This window comes from Aminobacter sp. P4_D5, assembly GCF_056401815.1.
Map to the genome: position 1 here is coordinate 1 of NZ_JBFUIP010001220.1, position 555 is coordinate 555.

Annotated in this window: 1 protein-coding gene; it reads left to right on the top strand. The window is 68.8% G+C overall.

What is annotated here, in order from left to right; translation table 11 throughout:
- The coding region (locus tag AC1DWF_RS37600; protein WP_476843502.1) for an ATP-binding cassette domain-containing protein at positions 1 to 555 on the top strand (555 nt) is incomplete at both ends.

The window sequence follows — 555 nt, forward strand, 5'->3', positions numbered from 1 at the left end:
CTCGATCCGGAGCGGACGCTGGCGGACACGCTGACCGACGGCAATGGCGACCAGGTCTGGGTCGACGGCAAGCCCCGCCACGTGATCGGCTACATGCAGGACTTTCTTTTTATTCCCGAGCAGGCGCGGACGCCGGTCGGGAAGCTGTCCGGCGGCGAGAGGGGCAGGCTGCTGCTGGCGAAGGCGCTGGCGGCGCCGTCGAACCTGCTCGTGTTGGACGAGCCGACCAACGACCTCGACCTCGAGACGCTCGACCTGCTGGAGGAGATGCTGGCGGATTACGGCGGCACCGTGCTGCTGGTCAGCCATGACCGCGACTTCCTGGATCGCGTCTGCACCGGCATCATCATGTCCGAGGGCAATGGGCGCTGGCAGGATTTCGCCGGCGGCTATTCCGACATGCTCAGCCAGCGAGGGGAGGGGGTCCAGGCGCGGAGCGTGGCTAAGGCCACTCCCGCCCGCGAGGCCAACCCGCGCGCACAGCCGGCGGCGGCGGCGAAGCGCCTCAGCTTCAAGGACCAGCATGCGCTGACCACCCTGCCGGCGACCATGGAC